At 63.2% G+C, this 13,640-nt stretch carries 14 protein-coding genes and 1 tRNA gene; 11 read left to right on the forward strand and 4 right to left on the reverse strand.

All coding sequences use genetic code 11. The annotated features are described in order from the left end of the window. Positions 1-42: 42 nt before the first annotated feature. The 3 genes from Q5701_RS13160 to Q5701_RS13170 are packed head-to-tail and all read left to right on the forward strand — an operon-like array spanning position 43 to position 2,550. Positions 43-1,119, forward strand: coding sequence for a PhoH family protein (locus Q5701_RS13160; protein ID WP_306751442.1), 1,077 nt, complete (start codon positions 43-45; stop codon positions 1,117-1,119). Beyond that, a complete protein-coding gene (gene ybeY / locus Q5701_RS13165; RefSeq protein ID WP_306751443.1) occupies positions 1,112-1,606 on the forward strand; it encodes an rRNA maturation RNase YbeY in 495 nt (164 codons plus the stop codon). The genes Q5701_RS13160 and ybeY overlap by 8 nt, the downstream gene beginning before the upstream one ends. Then, a complete protein-coding gene (locus Q5701_RS13170) occupies positions 1,606-2,550 on the forward strand; it encodes a hemolysin family protein (RefSeq protein ID WP_306751445.1) in 945 nt (314 codons plus the stop codon). The genes ybeY and Q5701_RS13170 overlap by 1 nt, the downstream gene beginning before the upstream one ends. Here Q5701_RS13170 and Q5701_RS13175 read toward each other — a convergent pair. After that, positions 2,547-3,431 carry an alpha/beta fold hydrolase gene (locus Q5701_RS13175; RefSeq protein ID WP_306751447.1) on the reverse strand — a complete coding sequence of 295 codons (885 nt, stop codon included), beginning with the start codon at positions 3,429-3,431 and terminating at the stop codon, positions 2,547-2,549. The genes Q5701_RS13170 and Q5701_RS13175 overlap by 4 nt on opposite strands. Positions 3,432-3,507: 76 nt before the next feature. Further along, positions 3,508-3,792: an SCP2 sterol-binding domain-containing protein gene (locus Q5701_RS13180; RefSeq protein ID WP_234852999.1), complete on the reverse strand. Its 285-nt coding sequence runs from the start codon at positions 3,790-3,792 to the stop codon at positions 3,508-3,510. Positions 3,793-3,980: 188 nt separating this feature from the next. Here Q5701_RS13180 and Q5701_RS13185 point away from each other — a divergent pair, with 188 nt between their 5' ends. From Q5701_RS13185 to Q5701_RS13215, 7 genes are all read left to right on the forward strand, one after another. After that, positions 3,981-4,448: a tetratricopeptide repeat protein gene (locus tag Q5701_RS13185; protein ID WP_306751448.1), complete on the forward strand. Its 468-nt coding sequence runs from the start codon at positions 3,981-3,983 to the stop codon at positions 4,446-4,448. A 3-nt stretch (positions 4,449-4,451) separates the two neighbouring features. Further along, positions 4,452-7,406: a helicase-related protein gene (locus Q5701_RS13190; RefSeq protein WP_306751449.1), complete on the forward strand. Its 2,955-nt coding sequence runs from the start codon at positions 4,452-4,454 to the stop codon at positions 7,404-7,406. Then, positions 7,403-7,681 carry an RNA-binding S4 domain-containing protein gene (locus Q5701_RS13195; RefSeq protein WP_306751450.1) on the forward strand — a complete coding sequence of 93 codons (279 nt, stop codon included), beginning with the start codon at positions 7,403-7,405 and terminating at the stop codon, positions 7,679-7,681. Before Q5701_RS13190 ends, Q5701_RS13195 begins: the two co-directional genes overlap by 4 nt. A gap of 151 nt (positions 7,682-7,832) precedes the next feature. Then, entirely contained in the window at positions 7,833-8,171 is a 339-nt protein-coding gene (gene fdxA / locus Q5701_RS13200; protein WP_306751452.1) for a ferredoxin FdxA, read from the forward strand. A gap of 323 nt (positions 8,172-8,494) precedes the next feature. Then, complete coding sequence (locus tag Q5701_RS13205; RefSeq protein ID WP_234853004.1) at positions 8,495-9,004, forward strand: CarD family transcriptional regulator; 510 nt, start codon at positions 8,495-8,497, stop codon at positions 9,002-9,004. A 163-nt stretch (positions 9,005-9,167) separates the two neighbouring features. After that, positions 9,168-9,578 carry a GNAT family N-acetyltransferase gene (locus Q5701_RS13210; RefSeq protein ID WP_306751455.1) on the forward strand — a complete coding sequence of 137 codons (411 nt, stop codon included), beginning with the start codon at positions 9,168-9,170 and terminating at the stop codon, positions 9,576-9,578. 39 nt (positions 9,579-9,617) lie between these two features. Next, positions 9,618-9,694, forward strand: a tRNA-Arg gene (locus Q5701_RS13215). 103 nt (positions 9,695-9,797) lie between these two features. Here Q5701_RS13215 and Q5701_RS13220 read toward each other — a convergent pair. Further along, entirely contained in the window at positions 9,798-11,267 is a 1,470-nt protein-coding gene (locus Q5701_RS13220; RefSeq protein WP_306751457.1) for an APC family permease, read from the reverse strand. Positions 11,268-11,345: 78 nt separating this feature from the next. Next, entirely contained in the window at positions 11,346-12,242 is an 897-nt protein-coding gene (locus tag Q5701_RS13225) for a LysR family transcriptional regulator (protein ID WP_306751458.1), read from the reverse strand. A 185-nt stretch (positions 12,243-12,427) separates the two neighbouring features. Here Q5701_RS13225 and Q5701_RS13230 point away from each other — a divergent pair, with 185 nt between their 5' ends. After that, on the forward strand, positions 12,428-13,630 hold the full coding sequence (locus tag Q5701_RS13230) for an ABC transporter substrate-binding protein (RefSeq protein WP_234853008.1): 1,203 nt from the start codon (positions 12,428-12,430) through the stop codon (positions 13,628-13,630). The last annotated feature ends 10 nt before the right edge of the window (positions 13,631-13,640 follow it).

Genomic DNA, 13,640 nt, shown 5'->3' on the forward strand with positions numbered 1-13,640 from the left:
GATCGCCACCATTATGACAAGACGCCTGAGCAGGAGAAAGATTTGGGCCTTACGCCTACGCCCCCCGTCGCGACCCCTTCGAATGAAACCCTGCTGGAATTTCCCGACAACAGGCTGCTGATCGACCTGTGCGGGGCCAATGAACGTCACCTGGCCCGGATCGAGGAGGCGCTTGGCGTCCACATCCTGCGGCGCGGCAATCAGTTGGCCGTGGTCGGCACCCCCGAGGCCCAGGCCGAGGCTGCGCTGCTGCTGCGCGGCCTTTACGCGCGCCTGGAACAGGGCCGCCCCGTGTCCCTGGCCGAGGTCGAGGCCGCGTTGCGCATGGGCATCGACGATGCGGCGCCCGCCACGCCTGCGGAACAGATGGAGATGTTCGCGGCGGGCGATTACGAATTGCGCACCCGCAAGAAATCCATCGAACCGCGCACGGACGCGCAAAAAGCCTATGTCCGGTCGCTGTTCCAGAACGAACTGGCCTTCGGCATCGGCCCCGCAGGCACGGGCAAGACCTATCTGGCCGTCGCGGTCGGCGTGACCATGCTGATCGGCGGCCATGTGGACAAGATCATCCTGTCGCGTCCCGCGGTCGAGGCGGGGGAGCGCCTGGGCTTCCTTCCGGGCGACATGAAGGAAAAGGTCGATCCCTATATGCAGCCGCTTTATGACGCGCTGAACGATTTTCTGCCCGCCAAGCAGATGCAGAAGCTGATGGAGGAAAAACGGATCGAGATCGCGCCCCTGGCCTTCATGCGCGGGCGCACGCTGGCCAACGCCTTTGTCGTCCTGGACGAGGCGCAGAACGCCACCACCATGCAGATGAAGATGTTCCTGACCCGGCTGGGCGAAGGATCGCGGATGGTCGTCACCGGCGACCGCACCCAGATCGACCTGCCGCGCGGCATAAACTCGGGCCTTGTCGATGCCGAACGCATCCTGGATGGGGTCAAGGGCATCAGCTTCAGCTACTTCACCGCCAAGGATGTCGTGCGCCACCCGCTTGTCGCGCGCATCATCACGGCGTATGACGCGGAAGATGCCGCCGCCCTTGCGCGCGGCGAATCAGAGGGACCGCGCGGACAATACGCACCCCGCCGGGCAATGCGAGGCGATGCCTGACGACATATCAACCGATTGCGTCATCGAGGATGACCGATGGGACGGCCTGGGGCTTGAAGCCCTGGCCGAACGCGCCATCTTTGCCGCGCTGACCTGGCACGGCATTGGCGGAGAGGTCGTGGTCATGGGCTGCGACGACGCCCGCATCGCGTCCCTGAACGCCGATTTCCGGGGCAAGCCGCGCGCGACGAACGTGCTGTCCTGGCCCTCGACGGAACACATTCCCCATGAACCCGGCGTCCCGCCAGACCTGCCGGATACCGAGGAACTGGGCGACATCGCCATCGCCTATGAAACCTGCCTGGCCGAGGCAGAGGTCCAGTGCAAGCCCGTGGACCATCACGTCACGCATCTGCTGGTCCATGCGACCCTGCATTTGCTGGGCTATGACCATGGCAACGACGCCGATGCGGAAACCATGGGAGCTGCCGAGCGTTCAATCCTGGCGCGCCTGAATATCCCCGATCCCTATCACGAGAAGGTCTGATGAATTCCGAGTCTCGATTACCTGCCCAGCCCCTTGGCGCCGATGCTGCAAGTGCTTCGGATGGCGTCGGAGGGGAGGGGCGGGATCTTCCCGCCTCTCGCGGTTTCCTGGGACGTTTCTTCGATGCCCTGACCGGCGGGGATGATGACACGGACGATGCCCCGGACAGGTCGGCGCCCGTCATGCCCGGCATGGTCAACCTGCGGCGGATGCGCGTCGATGACGTGGCGGTTCCCAAGGCGGAAATGGTGGCTGCGTCTGACACCAGCAGCCTGGACGACCTGGTTGCGCTGTTTCGCGAACACGGATTTTCGCGCCTGCCGGTCTATGCCGAAACGCTGGACAGCCCGCTGGGCATGATCCACCTCAAGGATCTGGCGCTGAAGCATGGGTTTGGGCAGGCGGGCGATTTTCATCTGCGGCCCATGCTGCGGCCCTTGCTGTATGTGCCGCCGTCGATGCCTATCGGCGTCCTGTTGCAGCAGATGCAGCAGAAACGCATCCACATGGCCCTTGTGATCGACGAATACGGCGGCGTGGACGGCCTTGTGACCATCGAGGATCTGATCGAGCAGGTTATCGGAGAGATCGAGGACGAGCATGACGAGGCCGAGGGCAGCCTGTGGGTCTTGGAGAAGCCCGGTCAATGGCTGATCCAGGCCCGTGCTTCCCTTTCCGATGTCGAGGGCGAAACGGGCCTGGCGCTGATGGGGGAAGACCAAGGCGAGGATATCGATACCCTGGGCGGCCTGGTCTTTGCCCTGGCAGGCCATCTTCCGTCCGAGGGCGAGGTGATCCCCCATGCCTCTGGCGCGGAGTTCGAGGTGGTGGATGCCGACCCGCGCCGGATCAAGCGCGTGCGGCTGCGTCTGCCGGCGGCATCGGCGGCCGACAAGGTGATGCCGGTCCATATTCCCCGGCCAACGCCTGACAGGGGCGCCTAGACCCTGTCTTGAAACAGGTCCAGCGCCGCTGACAGAAAAGCGGCGCGGCGGTCAGGGCGGCACATCATGACCTCGTGCCTTGCGCCTTCGATCTCCATCAGCGAAGCGGCGGGCCATCGGGCGGCGCGGTCACGGATTGCCGTGGGCGAGACGATCTTTTCCCCGCTGCCCAGGCTGATCAGGGCCGGAAGGTCAGGCGATGCCATTCGGGAGAGGCGCAGGCATTCGTTCAACGCCTTGCCCACCCAGTCGAAGCTCGCGCCGCCCAAGGTCATGTCGGGCCAGGCCGCGGCCTCGCGCACCATGCGGCACCATTGGTCGGCATCTTCGGTCAGCAGGTTGGCGCTGAAGCATTCGTCCAGCACATAGGTGCCCATGGCGCCACCGCCGCTGCCCGGCGCCAGACGACCGCCCCGGCCCAGCCGCCCTGCCAGATAGGCCATGCCAACTGCCACGCCATGCGACATGGGCCGCAGGTTGATGCCCCACATGGGTGCCGAAAAGGCCGCCGAGGCAACCGGCAGGCCCCCGTGCAGCGCCGCAAGGCCGATGCAGCCGCCCATCGAATGGGCCAGCAGATGCCAGGGCTTGGGCAAATTCCGTTCGGTCGCGGCCACAACCATCTCGACCACGTCGCGCTGATAATCGCCGAATTGCGTGACATGGCCCAGCCGCACATCCGGCAACAGGCGGTCTGACAATCCCTGGCCGCGCCAGTCGATCGCCAGGACATCATAGCCGGAATCCGTCAAAGAGGCCGCAATGCCGGAATATTTCTCGATATACTCAGTGCGGCCGGGGAACAGCAGCACGCTGCCCCGGCTGTCCGACGCAGCAGGCCAATGGGCCAGCCGCAATGTCACGCCGTCATCGGCCTGCATCCAGAAAGCCTGCGCCGGACGAAGGATATCGCCCGGCAATTGCCTGAACGGTGCCGCCTGACCGCGCATCGGTGAATCAGGACAGCGCCTGGCCCAGTTGCATGGCCACGCCCATGGATCCGTCGATCTTCAGCTTGCCCATCATGAAGGCAGTGGCGGGATTGACGCTGCCGTTCAGGATGCCTTCAAAGGTGTCGCGGCTGGCGAACAGCGTGACCTCGGCTTCCTCGTCGCCCGCGCGAACCCCGTTTTCGTCGATCATGATGGCGCCCTCATCCTCGATCACGAATTTCGCGGTCGAGCCGAAGCTGCCGATCTTCTCGTTCAGTTTCTCGACGGCGGCGTTCACAACATTGCTCATTTTCAGGTCTTTCGTTTCAGGTGGGCTGGCGCCCGGCAGGCGGGCTGGATAACATCCCCCATATGCGCCCGCTCCGCCACATTTTCCATAATGTCGTCGCGGCAATATGCCACCGAATAGTTACGGTTTTCTTCATTTCCACGACATTTCTATCAGCCGGTGCTGCGTGTGCCCAGGATCGGCCTGATATGGACGATCTTTTTCGCCGCCTGGCCGAACCCCAGGGCGAAGCCTGGCGCATAGCCGAATCGGATATCCTGCGTGAATGGTCGAAATCCGGGTCCGCTGCCATGGACGTGCTGCTGCAACGGGGCGAAAAGGCCCTGGACGAAGGGGACGCGGCGGCTGCCGTGGGCCATCTCACGGCGCTGACAGACCACGCGCCGGATTTTGCGACCGGATTTTACACCCGCGCGGCAGCCTATGCGACCCTGGGCCAGTTTGGCCCGGCCTTCCAGGACCTGGCCCGAACCCTGCAACTGGAACCCCGCCACTTCCCGGCGCTGACGCAACTGGCCGTCATGCTGGAGGAAACGGGCGATACGGAACGCGCGCTGGCCGCCTATCGCCAAAGCCTGACCATCCACCCCCATCAGCCAGAGGCGATAGATGGCGTTGCCCATCTGGAACGCCAGCAGGACGGCACCGATATCTAGCCCATGACAGTTCATGAACGCGGCCGCGTAACGGCCATCCTTGGTCCCACCAATACCGGGAAGACGCATTACGCCATCGAGAGGATGCTGGCGCATCGCACCGGCGTGATTGGCCTGCCGCTGCGCCTGCTGGCGCGAGAGGTTTATGACCGGATCGTCAAGGCACGCGGTCCATCCGTCGTGGCCCTTGTCACCGGCGAGGAACGCATCGTTCCCGAACGCGTGCAATACTGGGTCGCCACGACCGAGGCGATGCCCGAGATCGGCGCGGATTTCGTCGCCATCGACGAGATCCAGTTATGCGCCGATCCCGAACGCGGGCACGTGTTCACCGACCGCCTGCTGCGGATGCGGGGCTTGCACGAAACGCTGCTGCTGGGCAGCGACACCATGCGCCCCGCCATCGCGGCGCTGATCCCCGGTGTCCAGTTCCAGCGGCGCGACCGGCTGTCGCAACTGTCCTGGTCGGGGTCGAAGAAGCTGTCGCGGATGCCCCCGCGGTCCGCCATCGTCGGGTTCAGCGTCGATGATGTCTATGCCATGGCCGAGCTGATCCGGCGCCAGAAGGGTGGCTGCGCGGTCGTCATGGGCGCATTGTCGCCACGCACGCGCAACGCCCAGGTGGCGATGTATCAGGCCGGAGAGGTCGATTACCTTGTCGCCACCGACGCCATCGGCATGGGCCTGAACCTGGATATCCGGCACGTCGCCTTTTCGGCGACCCATAAATTCGATGGCCGCCGCGTCCGCCCGCTATTTCCCCACGAGATCGGCCAGATTGCGGGCCGCGCCGGACGCCATACCGAATCCGGCACCTTTGGCGTGACGGGCGAGGCCGAGATCCTGGACGAGGGCCTGATCGATGCCATCGAGAACCACCGCTTCGCGCCCATCCAGCGGCTGACCTGGCGCAACACGGACCTGCAATTCGGCACCATGGACCGGCTGGTGGAAAGCCTGGAATCGCCTTCGGGCCACGCGCTGCTGGGACGGGGGCGCGATGCCGACGACGTGCAGGCGCTGAAGACCTTGCGCGAGTTTCCCGAAATCCGCGACCGGGTAGGGGGCGGAAAGGATGTGCGCCTGCTGTGGGACGTCTGCCGGGTGCCCGATTTCCGGGGCATCTCGCCTGCGGAACATACCACGCTTCTGGCGCGAATCTTCGGCTTCCTGCAGGATGGGGCAATACCTTCGGACTGGCTGGCCAATGCCATCAAGCGCATCGACCTGACGCAGGGCGACATCGACGCGTTGTCGAAACGGCTGGCCTATATCCGCACCTGGACCTATGTCGCGCAGAGATCCGGCTGGGTTCAGGACGAAAGCCATTGGCGCGGGGAAACGCGCGCGGTAGAAGACCGCTTGTCGGACGCGTTGCACGCGGCACTGACCCAACGATTTGTGGACCGGCGCACATCCGTGCTGCTGCGCCGGCTCAAGCAGAAGGAGAGCCTTGTGGCCGAAGTGAACGACAAGGGCGAAGTGACGGTCGAGGGCGAATTCGCCGGCCGTCTGGACGGTTTCCGTTTTCGCCCCGACCAGACCGGATCGGCGGACGAGGCCCGGATGCTGAACCGCGCCAGCTACGAGGCGCTGCGCCCCGAGTTCCACCTGCGGGCCGACCGCTTCTATAACGCGCCGGACACCGAACTTGATTATACCGAGCAAGGCGGTCTGATGTGGGGCAATGCCGCCATCGGCAAGCTGGTGCGCGGATCTGATGCCCTGCATCCGGGCGTCGAGGTCTTCGTGGACGAGGAGGCAGGGTCCGAGATCGCCGACAAGGTCAAGCGCCGCCTGCAGCATTTCATCGACCGCAAGATTGCCGCGCTGTTCGAACCCCTGCTGACGCTGCAGAAAGACGAGGCGCTGACCGGCCTTGCACGCGGCTTTGCCTTTCGCCTGGTGGAATCGCTGGGCATCCTGCCCCGCGACGGCGTGGCCCACGAGGTCAAGGAACTGGATCAGGACGCGCGCGGCGCGCTGCGCAAGCACGGCGTCCGCTTTGGCCAGTTCACGATCTTCATGCCTGCGCTGCTGAAGCCCGCACCGACCCGGCTTCGGTTGGTGTTGTGGTCGCTGGCTGAAGGTCTGGACACCTTCCCGGAAAGCCCGCCCCCCGGTCTGGTGACGATCCCGCATATCGCCGAGGTGCCGGAACAGCATTACACGCTGTCGGGATACCGACCGGCAGGCGAGCGTGCCATCCGCATCGATATGCTGGAACGGCTGGCCGACCTGCTGCGCACCCAGGAAACGCGTGCCGGGTTCGAGGCCAATCCCGATATGCTGTCGATCACGGGCATGACGCTGGAACAGTTTTCGCGCTTGATGGAAGGCCTGGGCTATGCTGCCGAAAAAGGTGAGCGGGCCAAGGTCAAGGCAGCCGAGGCGCCCGTTGTGTTGCCCGTGCCCGAGGGCGAGGCATCCGACGCCCCGCTGACCGAGGAGGAAAGCGTCCTCGCCGCTGAAACCCGCGCCCGCTGGGAAGCCGAGCAGGCCGAGAAACGCCGCGCCGAGGCCGAGGCGGCGGGCGAGGTGGTCGAGGAACCCGCCCCTGAAATGGAGGTGTTCTATACCTTCCGCTGGGCGCCCAAGCCCCGTCCGAACCGCCGTCCGCAGGGCGAGGGCCAAGGCCGCCGCAACGGTCCGCGCCGCGACACGGCCCCGCAGGACGCGCCGCGCGAGCCCCGTGCCGAACGCCAGGACCGGGGTCAAGGCGAACGCCCTGCCCAGGGCGAGCGTCCCGACCGGCCCGAGGGCGGTCGTCCGAACCGGGAACATCGTGAAAAGCGCGATTACGGCGATGGTGGCAAGCCGCGCGGCAAGGACAACTTCAAGAAGGGCGGCGGCAAGCCGCAGCACAACAAGCCTGCGACCTTTTCATCCCGGCCTGAAAAGAAGGCCGATCCTGATAGCCCCTTTGCGATCCTTGCGGCCTTGAAGGACAAGAAGTGACGGAAGGCCCGGACGGGCTTCGTCTGGACAAGTGGTTGTTTCTCGCGCGGGTCTTCAAGTCCCGCGCGATTGCCGTCGAACGGATCGAGGGGGGCGGAATCCGTGTGAACGACCAGCCCTGCAACAAGCCGGGCAAGCTGGTGCGTCCTGGCGACCGGATTGTTGTCTCTGCCTTCGGCCAGGTGCGCGTTCTGGAAATCACCGCGCTTGGACAGCGGCGCGGCCCTGCTGCCGAAGCCCAGGGCCTGTATCACGACCTGGACGCAACGGCCTGACCAATCTTGTTCGGTCCTGCGGCTGAAGTGATGCGCAGGAAAGACTTTTGCCCCTTGCGGCCTATGGGGAACCGCAGTCTTTTCCAAAGCTGCGGCCTTGAATGATCGGATGCCGGGGCGTAACTAGCCTTCGGACGGAATGGAGCCTGCAATGACCTATGTCGTGACCGATAATTGCATTATGTGCAAATACACCGACTGTGTCGAGGTCTGCCCCGTGGATTGCTTTTACGAGGGCGAGAACACGCTGGTCATCCATCCCGACGAATGCATCGACTGCGGCGTGTGCGAACCCGAATGCCCCGCAGATGCAATCCGCCCCGATACCGAACCGGCCATGGATGAATGGGTCGAGTTCAACCGGAAATATTCGGAAATCTGGCCGGTCATTACGCAGAAGAAAGAACCCCTGCCCACTGCCACTGAAATGGACGGGGTGCCGGGCAAGCTGGCGAAATATTTCTCCGAAGCTCCTGGCGAAGGCGACTGATTGTCGCGATTCGGAGCATCCGGCAGGGCCGGAATGTTGTCAGCGATTCGATAGCCTATTGAATCCGAAAGTTTCTTTCTGTTTTCACCATGAATGAAATACGTTCCCACAGGATGCTTTTTTTAGCGCCTTGTTTGTGATATGTTCAGCAAACATTCGCATCTGATGGGAGTCAGAGGCCCAGACGATGTGCGCCCCGAACTGTCGATCCCTTGCCTTCTGCCAGGCAGGGATAACATCCTGATCAATACACGGACCGAAGGTGGCATATGCCGCTTTCGGTTCTTTGTGTCCTTCTAAAGACACTATCCAGAGGAAGCCAGATGTCCAAGACCAAGAAAAACGAATTCCGTCCTGACGATTTTGTTGTCTATCCTGCCCATGGCGTCGGCCGTATCGTGTCGATCGACGAACAGGAAGTTGCTGGCCTGCGGCTGGAGATGTTTGTGATTTCCTTTGAAAAGGACAAGATGACCCTGCGGGTTCCGACCGCCCGTGCGTCCGAAATCGGTATGCGCAGCCTGTCCACGCCCGACCTGATCGACCGCGCCCTGGAAACCCTGAAGGGCAAGGCCCGGGTCAAGCGCGCCATGTGGTCGCGCCGTGCGCAGGAATACGACCAGAAGATCAATTCGGGCGACCTGATGTCGATTGCCGAGGTCGTGCGCGACCTGCACCGCAACGACGATCAGCGCGAACAGTCCTATTCCGAACGCCAGCTTTACGAAGCCGCCCTGGATCGGCTGACCCGTGAAGTCGCGGCAGTCAACGGCTTGGACGAAGGCACCGCCCAGAAGCGGGTCGAGGAAGTCCTGCTGTCCCGCGCCGCCTGACCAGGCCTTGACGATGCGACAAGGGCGGCCATTGGGCCGCCTTTTTGCTGCCCGATTGCCGACCCCTGCAATCCCGGCTAATTTTGCCGCATCCAGCGAGGTCGACGTGACAGAAACCCTTTCCTTTGCCTTGGAATCCCCTCTCGCTGACGATCTGGCTCTGATGTTTGGGCGTCACACGGCGGAAATGCACGCCGATACCCCGCCCGAATCCATTCACATGATGCCGCGCGAAACGCTGGTCTCGCCCGACATCGACTTTTTCGTGCTGCGCCGGGCAGGCGTGCCGGTCGGAATGGCCGCACTGAAACGACTTGACTCGACGCATGGCGAAATCAAGTCCATGCACGTCCTGACCGAAGCGCGGGGGGTCGGTCTGTCGCGGCTGATGCTGGATCGCCTGATCGACCATGCGCGCAGGTCCGGCCTGGCGCATCTGTCGCTGGAAACCGGCGCCCAGCCCAGTTTTGCTGCCGCGCGCGGGCTGTATGGACGGGGCGGTTTCGTCGAATGCCCGCCCTTCGGGACTTATCATCCCGATCCCAACAGCGTCTTCATGACCCTTGCGCTGTGACTTGCACATCGGCCCGCGATCCCGCAAAACTGCCGTAACGGTCCCGTAGCTCAACTGGATAGAGCAAGTGACTTCTAATCACTAGGTTGGGCGTTCGAGTCGTCCCGGGATCGCCACCACTTCTTCACATTGCCTGCTATATCCTCCTCAAACGAGGACACGCGTTTGTGGCCGCGGCACAGGCATACCACCGTTCCGATCGACGAAAGAATCCGACCCTCAGTTGCGGGGTGAATCGCCATGATGTTCGCGCATCTGCTCGATGTCGCCCAGGCTGCCCGGATGGGGTTTGCGGCGTGCCTTGTTCCAAAGCCATGTCGCGGCCCACAACACCACACCCAGGCCCAGCAGCCAGCCCGCGATGCGGTATTGGTCCATCTGTGCCGCGCTGCGCGCCCATGGTCCCACCAGAAAGGCGCAGGTCACGGCACCGATCCACGGCGTGATCCAGGGCGCGCGAAAATGGTCACGCCCGGAGGGCTGGCGGCGCAGCACGATCAGCGAGATGTTGACTACGGTAAACACGCACAGCAACAGCAGCGATGTCGTGCCGCCCAGAAGACTGACGGCAGGCAGGTCCGAACGCGTCACCACGAACCAAATCAGCCCAAAGGCCAGCACGGTCGTGAACAGGATCGCCACCCAGGGCGTGCGCCGCTGCCGATGGACCAGCCCCAACCCGTGCGGCAGCACCCCCTGGCGCGCAAGGCCATAGATCAGACGGCTGGCCATCATCATGTTGATCAGCGCCGAATTGGCTACCGCGAACATCCCGATGAACGGGAAGATCGTGTCAAAGGGCAGGTTCGGAGCGCCTGCGCGGACCACCTGGGTCAGGGCCGACCCAAGTTCGGGGTTCGACAAATCGCCCACCGGCACCAAGGCCACCGCACAGATCGACACAAGGACATAGATCACCCCGGTGATCGCCAGCCCGGTCAGCATGATGCGGGGAAAGATGCGGACGGGATCCTTGACCTCCTCGGCCATGTTGACCGAATCCTCGAAGCCCACCATGGCGAAGAAGGCAAGGGCGGTCGCTGCGGTGAGGGACAGGAAGGCGCCCTTTTCGTCGGACGACTGAAAGACCATCACCTCGGAAAAGTCGGCGCGGCCTTGGGCCATGGCGTAGAAGCCCACGAAGATGATCATCAGCAACCCGGTCAGTTCGACGCAGGTCAGGATGACGTTCGCCTTGACGCTTTCGCCCACCCCGCGCAGGTTGATCGCCGCGACAAGGGCCATGAAGCCCAACGCGATCAGCAGGATCCCCGCGCCTCCCTTCTGGAAGCCCAAGCCGAAGCCGTCGTTGAGGAACCCCGCGAAGGCATTCGATGCAGTCGAGGCCGAGGTAATCCCTGAACACATCACGGTAAAGGCCACGAGGAAGGTCAGGAAATGAACGCCGAATGCGCGATGGGCATAAAGCGCCGCGCCCGCGGCCTGGGGAAAGCGGGTCACCAGTTCAAGATAGGACAGGGCGGTGATGGTGGCGACCAGGAACGCGATCAGGAAGGGCGCCCAGGCAGCACCCCCCACCTCGGCCGCGACGGTGCCGGTCAGGGCATAAACACCGGTTCCCAGGATGTCGCCGACGATGAACAGCAACAACAGCTTTGGCCCCATGACCCGGTGCAGTTCGGGCTGATGCGGCGCGGCAGCTGCCCCGGCTTGAAGTGCGTCTTGCATATCCCACCTCCCTTGACATCACATTAATGTCAAAGTTGATCCTCCGGTTGCACCGCAGCAAGCGGAATCGCGCAGGGCTCAGGCCGGGCGCACCAGTTCGGACCCTCGCGCCCGCAGGCTGTCGGTCAGGAATGCAATCACCGCACGTTCCCGGCGCATCGTCCGCACGTCGCGGTGACAGGTCAGCCAATAGCTGCGGTTCAAGGTGATTTCGTCGGGAAGGACGATCCGCAATTCAGGATATTTCGACGCGATGTAATGGGGCAGAACAGCAATCCCAAGATGGTTCCGCACAGCTGCCAAATGATTGAAAACGCTAGAGCTTTTGATTGACGCGCGAATCCCTGGCAAGACTTCGTTCAGATAATCCAGGCCGGGGGCAAAGATCATTTCCTCGATATAGCCGATGATGCGGTGGCGGCGCAGATCCTCTCGGCTGGCGATGGGGGGGTTGGCGGCCAGATAGGCGGCGGTCGCGTAAAGATGCAGGGTGTAATTGGCCATCCGTTCGGACCGGTATGGCCCGCTGGAAATCGGATCCAGCGTCACCGACATATCCGCCTCGCGCCGAGACAAGGACAGGATCTGCGGCATGGTGATCAGCTCCAGCGAGATCAGCGGGAATTGCGCGATGAAATCGGGCCACAGGTGCTGGGAAAACAGGCTGGCAAAGCCTTCGGGCACGGCCAGCCGCAGCGGCCCGGCCTGGCGGGATGCGGCGCCCTGATCGACGGGGATCTGGTCGGCCGCTTCCTCCATCCGCTCGGCGGTTTCCACAAGGCGGCGGCCGGCGGGGGTTGGTTCGTATCCGCGCGGGTTGCGTTCGAACAGTCGGGTGTTCAGCGCCTGTTCAAGACGGTCGATCCGCCGCGACACGGTGACGTGCGACGTGCCCAGCAGCCGCGCGGCCCGCGACAGCTGTCCTTCGCGCGCGACGGCAAGGAAGAACTGGAGATCATCCCAGCTAAGCGTCATTGTTCAAATTTGTTCATAACCTGAACGAAATTAGACTGCATTGAACGCTTGTGTCAAAGTGACTTTGAGGTCATCCTTTCGTCGAACGAAGGCTGGTGGAGAGGCCTTCGTCATTATGGACAGGACATCATCCCAAGCCGCGGCACGAACCGCAGCATTGATGGATCATGCCCAAGGGAGGTTGAATGCGTAAACTCTTGTTGTCGGCCGCGTCTGTCGGCCTGATTGCCGCACCTGCCGTGGCCGAGATATCGGACGGCACCGTCAAGATCGGCATTCTGAACGACCAATCCGGCGTTTATTCCGACTTTGGCGGTAAGAATTCCTATGAAGCCGCCCTGATGGCGGTCGAGGATTTCGGCGGCAAGGTTCTGGACGCGCCGATCGAGGTCGTGACCGCCGACCACCAGAACAAGGCCGACATCGCGTCGAACATCGCGCGCCAGTGGTATGACACCGAACAGGTGGACAGCATCATGGAGCTGACCACTTCCTCGGTGGCGCTCGCCGTTCAAGCTTTGTCCACCGAGAAACAGAAGATCACCATGACCACGGGGGCTGCGACGACCGAGCTGACCGGCGCGCAGTGTTCGCCCTATGGTTTCCACTGGGCTTATGACACCCATGCCCTGGCCGTGGGCACGGGCGGCGCCCTGGTGCAGGAAGGCGGGGACAGCTGGTTCTTCCTGACCGCCGATTACGCCTTTGGCTATTCGTTGGAAGAACAGACCAGTGCCTTTGTCACGGAAAAAGGCGGCACGATTGCCGGTTCCGTCCGGCATCCGCTGGCGTCCACCGATTTCTCGTCCTTCCTGTTGCAGGCGCAGGCGTCCGGGGCAAAGGTCATCGGTCTGGCCAATGCGGGGGCCGACACGCAGAACGCCATCAAGCAGGCAGCCGAATTCGGGATCACCCAGGGCGGGCAAAAGCTGGCCGCGCTGCTGTTCACGCTGGCCGATGTCCACGGCTTGGGGGCCGAGGCCGCGCAGGGCCTGAACCTGACCGAAAGCTTCTATTGGAAGCGTAACGCCGAATCCGAGGAATTCGGCCGCCGCTTCATGGAACGCACCGGGTCGATGCCGAACATGATCCATGCCGGCACCTATTCGACCGTCATGTCCTATCTGAAGGCCATCGAGGCTGCCGGGACCGATGAAACTGAGGCCGTTGCCGCCAAACTGCATGAACTGCCCGTGAACGACGTCTTTGCCCAGGACGGCAAGGTCGGCGCCAACGGTCGCCTGATCAAGGATGTCTACCTGATGGAGGTGAAGGCCCCCGCCGACATCACCGAAGAATGGGACTATTACAACGTCCTGGCGACGATCCCCGGGAGCGAAGCCTATCTGGATCCGGCTGAAAGCGGCTGCCCGCTTGTCACCCAGTAAGGCGCGCAAA

The sequence above is a fragment of the Paracoccus actinidiae genome (assembly GCF_030863885.1).
GTDB classification, from domain to species: domain Bacteria; phylum Pseudomonadota; class Alphaproteobacteria; order Rhodobacterales; family Rhodobacteraceae; genus Paracoccus; species Paracoccus everestensis.

Excerpts from the sequence above, each read along its gene's own strand:
- ybeY (WP_306751443.1), top strand. The coding sequence starts at position 1,112 with ATGCCTGACGACATATCAACCGATTGCGTCATCGAGGATGACCGATGG.
- Q5701_RS13170 (WP_306751445.1), top strand. The coding sequence starts at position 1,606 with ATGAATTCCGAGTCTCGATTACCTGCCCAGCCCCTTGGCGCCGATGCT.
- Q5701_RS13175 (WP_306751447.1), bottom strand. The coding sequence starts at position 3,431 with ATGCAGGCCGATGACGGCGTGACATTGCGGCTGGCCCATTGGCCTGCT.
- Q5701_RS13180 (WP_234852999.1), bottom strand. The coding sequence starts at position 3,792 with ATGAGCAATGTTGTGAACGCCGCCGTCGAGAAACTGAACGAGAAGATC.
- Q5701_RS13185 (WP_306751448.1), top strand. The coding sequence starts at position 3,981 with ATGGACGATCTTTTTCGCCGCCTGGCCGAACCCCAGGGCGAAGCCTGG.
- Q5701_RS13190 (WP_306751449.1), top strand. The coding sequence starts at position 4,452 with ATGACAGTTCATGAACGCGGCCGCGTAACGGCCATCCTTGGTCCCACC.
- fdxA (WP_306751452.1), top strand. The coding sequence starts at position 7,833 with ATGACCTATGTCGTGACCGATAATTGCATTATGTGCAAATACACCGAC.
- Q5701_RS13205 (WP_234853004.1), top strand. The coding sequence starts at position 8,495 with ATGTCCAAGACCAAGAAAAACGAATTCCGTCCTGACGATTTTGTTGTC.
- Q5701_RS13210 (WP_306751455.1), top strand. The coding sequence starts at position 9,168 with ATGTTTGGGCGTCACACGGCGGAAATGCACGCCGATACCCCGCCCGAA.
- Q5701_RS13220 (WP_306751457.1), bottom strand. The coding sequence starts at position 11,267 with ATGCAAGACGCACTTCAAGCCGGGGCAGCTGCCGCGCCGCATCAGCCC.
- Q5701_RS13225 (WP_306751458.1), bottom strand. The coding sequence starts at position 12,242 with ATGACGCTTAGCTGGGATGATCTCCAGTTCTTCCTTGCCGTCGCGCGC.
- Q5701_RS13230 (WP_234853008.1), top strand. The coding sequence starts at position 12,428 with ATGCGTAAACTCTTGTTGTCGGCCGCGTCTGTCGGCCTGATTGCCGCA.